The 8,490-nt window shown below is 65.3% G+C and carries 8 protein-coding genes; 4 read left to right on the top strand and 4 right to left on the bottom strand.

Features of this window, described 5'->3' with window-relative positions:
* Nucleotides 1-1,779 (top strand): manganese-exporting P-type ATPase CtpC (ctpC, locus tag WA317_RS21325; RefSeq protein WP_425174919.1); only part of this gene is annotated, 1,779 nt, incomplete at its 5' end.
* 67 nt (nucleotides 1,780-1,846) lie between these two features.
* Here the strand turns inward: ctpC and WA317_RS21320 are convergent.
* Entirely contained in the window at nucleotides 1,847-2,464 is a 618-nt protein-coding gene (locus WA317_RS21320; RefSeq protein ID WP_425174921.1) for a hypothetical protein, read from the bottom strand.
* 141 nt (nucleotides 2,465-2,605) lie between these two features.
* Here WA317_RS21320 and WA317_RS21315 point away from each other — a divergent pair, with 141 nt between their 5' ends.
* The 3 genes from WA317_RS21315 (at nucleotide 2,606) to WA317_RS21305 (ending at nucleotide 4,767) form a co-directional block, all read left to right on the top strand.
* A complete protein-coding gene (locus WA317_RS21315; protein WP_425174918.1) occupies nucleotides 2,606-3,526 on the top strand; it encodes an SAM-dependent methyltransferase in 921 nt (306 codons plus the stop codon).
* Nucleotides 3,527-3,604: 78 nt separating this feature from the next.
* Entirely contained in the window at nucleotides 3,605-4,393 is a 789-nt protein-coding gene (locus WA317_RS21310; protein WP_425174917.1) for a heavy metal-binding domain-containing protein, read from the top strand.
* Nucleotides 4,393-4,767, top strand: a complete 375-nt coding sequence (locus WA317_RS21305; RefSeq protein WP_425174916.1) for a DUF5073 family protein — start codon at nucleotides 4,393-4,395, stop codon at nucleotides 4,765-4,767. The genes WA317_RS21310 and WA317_RS21305 overlap by 1 nt, the downstream gene beginning before the upstream one ends.
* A gap of 11 nt (nucleotides 4,768-4,778) precedes the next feature.
* Here WA317_RS21305 and WA317_RS21300 read toward each other — a convergent pair whose 3' ends face one another.
* From WA317_RS21300 to WA317_RS21290, 3 genes are all read right to left on the bottom strand, one after another.
* On the bottom strand, nucleotides 4,779-5,507 hold the full coding sequence (locus tag WA317_RS21300; RefSeq protein ID WP_425174915.1) for a PAS and ANTAR domain-containing protein: 729 nt from the start codon (nucleotides 5,505-5,507) through the stop codon (nucleotides 4,779-4,781).
* A 281-nt stretch (nucleotides 5,508-5,788) separates the two neighbouring features.
* Nucleotides 5,789-6,289 (bottom strand): (3R)-hydroxyacyl-ACP dehydratase subunit HadC, encoded by a 501-nt coding sequence (gene hadC / locus WA317_RS21295; protein WP_425174920.1) that lies wholly within the window; start codon nucleotides 6,287-6,289, stop codon nucleotides 5,789-5,791.
* 374 nt (nucleotides 6,290-6,663) lie between these two features.
* Entirely contained in the window at nucleotides 6,664-8,472 is a 1,809-nt protein-coding gene (locus WA317_RS21290) for a thiamine pyrophosphate-requiring protein (RefSeq protein ID WP_425174914.1), read from the bottom strand.
* Nucleotides 8,473-8,490 lie beyond the last annotated feature (18 nt).

The raw sequence follows: 8,490 nt of genomic DNA, 5'->3' as shown, positions 1-8,490 counted from the left end.
GGTCCGACCGGCGGGCTGGCCGCGACGGCGGGCACGGTCTTCACCGGGTATCCGTTCCTGCGCGGCGCGCTGCGATCCCTGCGCTCGGGCCGCGCCGGCACCGACGCATTGGTCTCCGCCGCGACCGTGGCCAGCCTGGTGTTGCGCGAGAACGTGGTGGCGCTGACTGTGCTGTGGCTGCTCAACATCGGTGAGTATCTGCAAGACCTGACTCTGCGGCGGACCCGGCGAGCCATCTCCGACCTGCTGCGCGGAACGCAGGACACCGCTTGGATCCGCCTCACCGAGGGGCCCGAGGCGGGCACCGAGGTCCAGGTGCCGATCGACACGCTGCAGATCGGCGATCAGGTGGTGGTGCACGACCACGTCGCGATTCCGGTCGACGGCGAGGTGGTCGACGGCGAGGCCGTGGTCGACCAGTCCGCTATCACCGGAGAAACGCTGCCCGTGAGCGTCATCAACGGGGCCCGGGTGCACGCCGGTTCGGTGGTGGTACGCGGGCGACTGGTCGTGCAGGCCCGCGCCGTCGGCAACCAGACGACCATCGGCCGCATCATCACCCGCGTCGAAGAGGCACAAAACGATCGGGCACCGATACAGACCGTTGGCGAGAACTTCTCCCGCCGCTTCGTCCCGACATCATTCATCGTCTCTGCGATCACCTTGCTGTTGACCCGGGACGTGCGGCGCGCGATGACCATGCTGCTGGTCGCCTGCCCGTGCGCGGTCGGGTTGGCGACCCCGACCGCGATCAGCGCGGCGATCGGAAACGGCGCCCGGCGGGGCATCCTCATCAAGGGCGGCTCGCACCTGGAGCAGGCGGGCCGGGTCGACGCGATCGTCTTCGACAAAACCGGAACGCTCACGGTCGGGCGCCCCGTGGTCACCAACATCGTTGCGATGCACCCTGATTGGCAGCCCGAACAGGTTCTCGCCTACGCGGCGAGTTCGGAGATCCACTCCCGTCATCCGCTGGCCGAAGCCGTGATCCGCTCGACCGAGGAACGCCATATCACCATCCCGCCGCACGAGGAATGCGAAGTCCTGGTCGGCCTCGGCATGCGGACCTGGGCCGACGGCCGCACGCTGCTGCTGGGCAGCCCGTCACTGCTGAGCGCGGAGAACGTCCAAGTGTCCCAGGAGGCGGCGGACTGGGTCGACAAGCTGCGACGGCAGGCCGAGACGCCATTGCTGCTCGCCGTGGACGGAGCGCTGGTCGGGTTGATCAGCCTGCGCGACGAGGTGCGGGCCGAGGCACCCGAAGTGGTGAAGAAGCTGCGCGCCAACGGGGTTCGTCGCATCGTCATGCTGACCGGCGACCATCCCGAGATCGCCGGGGTGGTGGCCGGTGAACTCGGCATCGACGACTGGCGCGCCGAGGTGCTGCCGGAAGACAAACTGCGAGTGGTACGGGAACTGCAAAGCGAAGGTCACGTCGTCGGCGTGGTCGGCGACGGCATCAACGATGCTCCTGCGCTGGCCGCCGCGGACATCGGGATCGCAATGGGCCTGGCCGGGACCGACGTCGCCGTCGAAACCGCCGATGTCGCGCTGGCCAACGACGACCTGAACCGGCTATTGGATGTCGGCGATCTGGGCGCCCGGGCAGTCGAGGTGATTCGGGAGAACTACGGCATGTCGATCGCGGTCAACGCGGCGGGGCTGTTGATCGGCGCCGGCGGTGCGTTATCGCCGGTGCTGGCAGCGATTCTGCACAACGCATCGTCGGTCGCCGTCGTCGCCAACAGCTCTCGGCTCATCCGCTATCGATTGGATTGACCGAGCGGCGATCGCAAGCGCGGCGAAGCCGGGCGCAGCGGGTCGCCGCCTATGGCCCGAGCGACTCTCAGCAGCCGCAGTCCTTGCCGCGCCACGAGCGGACACCCTGCCAGATCGCCGCGGCCGCGATTCCGAGACCGATCATCGGATCGAACCACCAGCAACCGGGCCACGCGGCGGTGACCGCCAGGCCGGCCATCACCGCCGCGGCCTGCGCGCCGCACAGGTAGTTCTGGGTGCCCTCCCCGGCGGTGGCCACCGAACTGAGCCGAACGCCGAGCTTGTGCTTGATCCGGCCGAGCATCGGCATCAACACCACGGCGACCGCTGTCAGCACGATGCCGATCACCGACGTTCCGGCGTGGTGATCGTCAAGCAGGTCGCGGATGGATTCGGCGGCAATGTAGGGGGCGGTCAACCAGAACGACAGCGCCACCCCGCGCTGAGCACGCCGCTCGGCGACCTCGGACAACGTCCGCGAGCCGGTGAAGCGCCAGATCACCATCGCACTGGCCAGGCCTTCCGGCGCGCTGCCCAAGGCCCACCCGGTCAGAGCGATGGAGCCGACCGCCAGGCCTTGCCATAACCCGATGACGCCTTCGGTGAGCATCACCGTCAGGCTGAGCCAGGCCAGCCGATGCGCCCATCGGGCGCGTCGGTGCCAGGCCGCATCGTGGCTGACCACGGCGCCGTGCGAAGCGTGGCCGCAAGCGTCAGCAGCAAGCTCGGTAGAGCCGACGGGACGCGAAGAGGTCACTTGGCGATGGTAAACGCAGGTCGCTGCGGCATACTAGAGCGGCACCTGCCGGCCCGTACGCTGGCAGGCATGGCACGCACCGAGGATGGCGTCTGGGACACCTGGGATTTGGCAACAAGCGTGGGCGCCACCGCCACCATGGTGGCTGCCGGCAGGGCCCGCGCCACAGCGGCCGAGCATCCGCTGATCGAAGACCGGTTCGCCGAACCGCTGGTGCGGGCGGTCGGCATTGACTTCTTCACCCGCTGGGCCGCCGGCGAGCTCGACTCGGCCGATGTGGACATTCCGGGCAACGCCTGGGGTATGCAGCGGATGACGGATCTGCTGACGGTGCGGACGCGGCACATCGACGAGTTCCTCGCCGACGCAACAGCAGCCGGACTCCGCCAGGTGGTGATCCTGGCCTCTGGTCTCGACGCGCGCGCGTATCGGCTGCCTTGGCCCCCGGGAACGACGGTGTTCGAGATCGACCAACCGCAGGTGCTCGAGTTCAAGGCCGCCACGGTGGCGGAGCTCGGCGCGAAGCCCGCCGCCGACGTGCGGGCGGTGCCGATCGATCTGCGTGACGACTGGCCGGCGGCGCTGCGGGCGGCCGGATTCGACGTCAGCCGCCCCACGGCGTGGGTCGCCGAGGGCCTGCTCGCGTTCCTGCCGCCGGAAGCCCAAGACCGCTTACTGGACCACATCACTGCGCTGAGCGCCAAGGACAGTCGTTTGATCGCCGAGATCTTCTGGAACTCGCCGGAATCGGTCGAGATCATGCAGGCCGCCACCAACAAGTGGCGCGAGCACGGCCTTGACGTCGCCCTTGACGATCTGGGCTATCCCGGCGACCGCAGCGAGGTCGCGACATACCTCGAAGAACACGGTTGGCGCACAGTTCGCACACTGGCCAGCCAACTTCTGGCCGACAACGGATTGCCGCCGTTCGAAGGGCCGGTCGAGTTGACCAACAACTACTACTGCACGGCGCTGCTCAGCGGGGCCTAGATCGGTCCGGTTGAACCGTCCGGCAACCGGGCGGGTGCCTCGTACGATGTGCGAGACCACGAAAGGACGCGCGTGCCGATGCCACAGAGTCCGCTTGACCCCGTCGCCAGTGAACGGTTGTCGCATGCCGACAAGGTCTTCACCTCCGATTTGTCGATCAACGAGTTCGCCGTGCTGCACGGCGCCGGTTTCGAACCGATTGAGCTAGTGATGGGTGTCTCCGTCTATCACGTGGGCTACCAGTTCACCGGTATCCGGCAGCAGTCCGAACTCCCGGTGCTCACTGAGGCGACTTACCGTGCGCGCTGGAACGCCATGAGCCGCCTGCAGGCCGAAGCCGACGCGCTGGGCGCCGACGGGGTTGTCGGCGTGCGGCTCGAGTGGCGTCAGCAGGGCGCCGAATCCGAGCACCTCGAATTCATCGCGGTGGGGACCGCGGTGCGCTTCACCGCAAAGCCCGGGGCGTTCCGGCGCAGCAACGGGCAGGCATTTTCCAGCCACCTGTCCGGTCAGGACATGGCAACGCTGCTGCGGTCTGGCTATGCACCCGTGGCGTTTGTCATGGGCAACTGCGTATTTCACATCGCCGCGCAAGGGTTCATGCAAACCTTGCGCCAGGCGGGACGCAATGTCGAGATGCCGCAGTGGACGCAGGGGAATTACGAGGCCCGCGAGTTGGCGATGTCGCGCATGCAAAGCGAGGCCGAGCGCGACGGTGCGACCGGTGTCGTCGGGGTGCACTTCGCCATCCACAACTACGCCTGGGGATACCACACGGTGGAGTTCTACGCTGCCGGCACGGCTGTGCACCGCAGCGGCTCGGCGGAGACCATCGTGCCGTCGTTCATCCTTCCCTTGAGTGACTGATGGCGGCGTTCGACGCGGAGCGGGTGAGCCGAGCGATCACCGGTGCGCTCACTGGCCCTGGTGGAATCGGCTTGGTGGTCAACGTCTTTGCGGGCTTGCCCGGAGTCGTTCACACTCCGGCGCGACGAGGAGTGTTCCGGTCTCAGCCCGCGCGCATCCAGATCGCCGATTGGCGCTACGAGGTCACCACCGACGGCCGTCTGAGCGCAGCCCATGTGGTCAACGGCATCGTGATCGCCGAGGAGATTCTGCTGGCCGACGCGGTCGGCCAGCACATCGCCCGCTCGCTCGGACAGGTCGTGGCGCGATACGGTGCGGCGATCATGCCGAACATCGAGGCGGCGCTGGACGCTCTGACCGCCGGCGCGGGTTGACGCTTCCGGGCTCACTCCAAGGTGAGCAGGGCGCGGTCGACGTGGCTAAGGGTGTCTGCCGACGCCTTGCCGGCAATGGCAGCCAGGAAGCGGGCAGCGAGATCGCGCAACTTGAGGTTGGATTCCTGCGAACGCCAGACCAGGATGTCGAACGCCCGTTTCTCCGAGATGCCATAAGTGGCCATGAGCACGCCCTTGGCTTGCTCGATCCGGGCCCGAGAGGCGGCAACCTGGGAGAGGACAGTGCTGATGTCGGAACTGAGCGAATCGGTGACGTCGACGTAAAATCCGGAGGTGCCGATGACCGCACCGGTATCGTCGACCATTCGGTCTCCCACGACGACTACGCAGCGGGTATGCCCGGCGGTGTCGATGATGCGGTGCCGACTGCTGAACGGCTGGCCTTTGAGCACATGGTCCAGGACGGCCGCGACTCGCTCGCGATCATCGGGATGCTTATGCTGCAACAGCAATTCGGTGGTCGGCTCCACGGTGCCCGGCTCGTAGCCGTGCATGCGGGCTACCGCGTCCGACCACTCCCAGCGCTCGTCTTCTAGAAAGAACCGGAATCTGCCAAGTCGCTGCGGCTGCCCGAGGCCCAACACTAAATCGATCGCACTGAATTCCTGTTCCTCGATCGCGTCGGACACGAACGCCTCGGCCGCCGTAACCAATGAATCGCCACTCTCGTCTTGCTCATCGGGACGCGGAGCACCATCTTCTTCGAAGTCCACGACCATCACGCGCCTTCCCACTCGGCGGCGGCATCGACTCTGTCGCCATTGCCATCGGCCCATCATCAACTCACTTGTGTGCGGCGCCGGCGAGCGGTTGTCACGTCATATCCGCGCTGCGAAGGTCGACTTTGTCGGCGTCTCTACTGTTGGGCGATGCAAGGGCTAATGACTAGTTTCCAAATAGGGGAGCCTTCAACCATCGGCGGCCGCGACGGCCAGACCAATGTTTCGCCGCGCGGCACAAACAGGTGTTGGACCGCGACCTGACGATCGCGACCTGACGATCAAGCTATTCTGATGACCTGCCCGGAGTCCTTGTCCCATCTGAGTCTGGTGGAGCCCGTGCCCTGCTGGCCCATCAGGGTGGTGTAGGCCTCTATCACCAGCTCACCGTCGTCGTTGGTGCAGATGTTCCTAGATACGACGATGTCGGCCCCGAAGCGCTCCTCCACCGAATGGATGTCCATGCGCGCCCAGAGTTTATCGCCCGCCCGGACCGGCTTGCAGTAACAGAACTGCTGGTCGACCTGGACGATCTGCATCGTCTCCACGCCCACATCGACATTTCTGAAAAAATCCAGCTGGACCAGCCGCGCAAATATCGAGGTGAAGGTGAGCGGCGCGACGATGCTGTCGTAGCCGAGCTCGGCGGCGGCGTCCTCAACGAAGCTGGCCGGGTCTTCACACTTGACCGCGCGGGCGAACTGGCGGATTTGCTCGCGGCCCACGACAAAGTAGTCCGGGTACCGCCAGATCATTCCACGGATGTCAGTTTTCAAGGCCATGATCACGCCGTGTCGTCGATGGGGCTGCTGCTTGGCGCGTCGTCTTGGACCGGTTGCACCCGCAGCGTGTGCCAAGCTGAGGATCATCAAACATGCCGCCTCCAAACGCCCACCCACCCCGAAAAATCTGGGATTGACGATGGTGGTATTGCCCAAGGCCTACGGTTCTATACCTGACGATCGTTCGACGCGTCATTGGCGTACATCGCCTTGTGGCGGCGTCGAACCGTACCTCGCCGCTGACATGCCGGCGCAGCTGGTTTTTCATTCCGGTGACATTGATTTCGTCGACGGTGGCCATCCCCACGACGAAGCGGGTGTCCGGCCGAGCGGGGATGATCTGCGAATGCTCGGCTGAGCAGGCTCATTCGGCGTCACTCCTCAGCATGCCGGCTGGATGGTTTGACCGATTCGGTGAACTCGTGGATCTTCTGTTTTGCGCCCTTCTTGGCAAGACTCACCCGGTCCGGGTCCTTCAGGAGCGCCTTCGCGGTCTTCTTGGCCATCTGCGTCTTGATGTGCGGCGGGACCGGTGGAATATCCTTATCGACAACCACCTCCAGCACCACCGGGCCCTTGGCGGTCAGTGCACGGTCCCACGCATCCCCGATTGTCTTCGGGTCGTCGCAGCGGATCCCGTTCAGCCCGAGCAGGTTCGCGAACTCGGCGTAGGGCACGTCCGGAATGTACTGTGATCCCTCGAACTTTGGCTCGCCGCCCATCGCACGCTGCTCCCAGGTGACCTGATTCAGGTCCTGGTTGTTGAACACACAGAAAATCAGCGGGCCATCGGAAAGCCGATCCTTATAGCGCTTCACGGTGATCATCTCGGCCATTCCGTTCATCTGGAACACGCCGTCACCGACCATGGCGATGACTGGGCGTCCCGGGTGGGCCAGCTTGGCGCTGATCGCGTATGGCGTACCCGGCCCCATGGTGGCGAGGTTGCCAGCGAGCGAGGCGGCCATTCCCTGTCGCATCTTCAAGTGCCGGGCCCACCAGTTGGCGACCGATCCGGCGTCGGTGGTCAGGATCGCGTTGTCGGGCAGGCGTTTAGACAGCTCGTGGGCGACGAGTTCCGGGTTAAGCGGATCGGCCTTGTCGTGCGCCCGCTTGTCAAGCACCCGCCACCACTCGTCGACCTCTTTTTCGATCTTCGACCGCCACGACCGGTCGTCCTTTCGCTGCAGTAACGGGATAAGTTCGTGCAGCGTGTTTTTGGAGTCGCCGACCAGATTGGCCTCCATCGGATAGCGGGTCCCGATCATGCGGCCGTCCATATTGATTTCGACGCCGCGGCATTGCCCCTCTTCAGGCAACCACTCCGCGTATGGGAAGCTGGTGCCGATGAAAAACAAGGTGTCGGCTGCCGTCATCATGGCTTGGCTGGCAGTAGAACCCAGCAGCCCGATCGGGCCGGTGACATAGGGCAGCTCATCCGGCAGGACCGCGCGGCCCAGCGAGGTCTTCGCCACACCGGCGCCCAACAATTCCGCCGTTTGGATGACCTCGTCGACGGCCTCGGCGGCGCCCTGCCCGACGACGATTGCGATCTTCTTGCCATCGTTGAGGATCTGCGCGGCTTTTTCCAACTCGGACTGCGGCGGAATCATTCGAGGCTTCGTCCAGCCCACGCTGGTGTACACCGCGCCGTGCATCCGCGGCGGCGACGGCTCCGCCTCGGCCTCAGACACGTCCTCGGGCAAGATGATGGTCGCCACCGTGCGGTTGGTCAACGCCACCTTGCAGGCGCGGTCGACGAGTTGGCGGGCCTGCACCGGTGCCATGCAGGTCTGGACAAAGTCTGAAGAGACATCTTTGTACAGCGAGTTGGGGTCGATCTCCTGCTGAAACGCCGCGCCCAGCGACATCCGCTTCTGCTGGCCGACGATCGCGACGACCGGCTGGTGGTCGAGCTTGGCATCGTACAGGCCGTTGAGCAAGTGAATCGCGCCGCCGCCAGAGGTGGCCATGCAACAGCCGATCTCACCGGTGAATTTTGCATGGGCAGTGGCCATGAATGCGGCCATCTCCTCGTGGCGGGGCTGAATAAGTTCCGGGTCACCGTTGGCCCGGTCGAGTGCGCCCAGCATCGAGAGGATGCCGTCGCCCGGATATCCATAGATGCGGTGAATCCCCCACTGGCGCAGGCGATCAAGGATAAAGTCGGCAGTGTTCGGCATTACGGCTCCTTCGCTCAA

The sequence above is a fragment of the Mycobacterium sp. genome (assembly GCF_049802695.1).
Classification (GTDB): Bacteria; Actinomycetota; Actinomycetes; order Mycobacteriales; family Mycobacteriaceae; genus Mycobacterium.
This window is presented reverse-complemented; position numbering and strand designations above follow the sequence as displayed.

Bases quoted from the DNA above. Each gene is read 5' to 3' on its own strand.
- WA317_RS21310 (WP_425174917.1), top strand. From the start codon at position 3,605: ATGCCACAGAGTCCGCTTGACCCCGTCGCCAGTGAACGGTTGTCGCAT.
- WA317_RS21290 (WP_425174914.1), bottom strand. From the start codon at position 8,472: ATGCCGAACACTGCCGACTTTATCCTTGATCGCCTGCGCCAGTGGGGG.
- WA317_RS21305 (WP_425174916.1), top strand. From the start codon at position 4,393: ATGGCGGCGTTCGACGCGGAGCGGGTGAGCCGAGCGATCACCGGTGCG.
- WA317_RS21315 (WP_425174918.1), top strand. From the start codon at position 2,606: ATGGCACGCACCGAGGATGGCGTCTGGGACACCTGGGATTTGGCAACA.
- WA317_RS21300 (WP_425174915.1), bottom strand. From the start codon at position 5,507: ATGGTCGTGGACTTCGAAGAAGATGGTGCTCCGCGTCCCGATGAGCAA.
- hadC (WP_425174920.1), bottom strand. From the start codon at position 6,289: ATGGCCTTGAAAACTGACATCCGTGGAATGATCTGGCGGTACCCGGAC.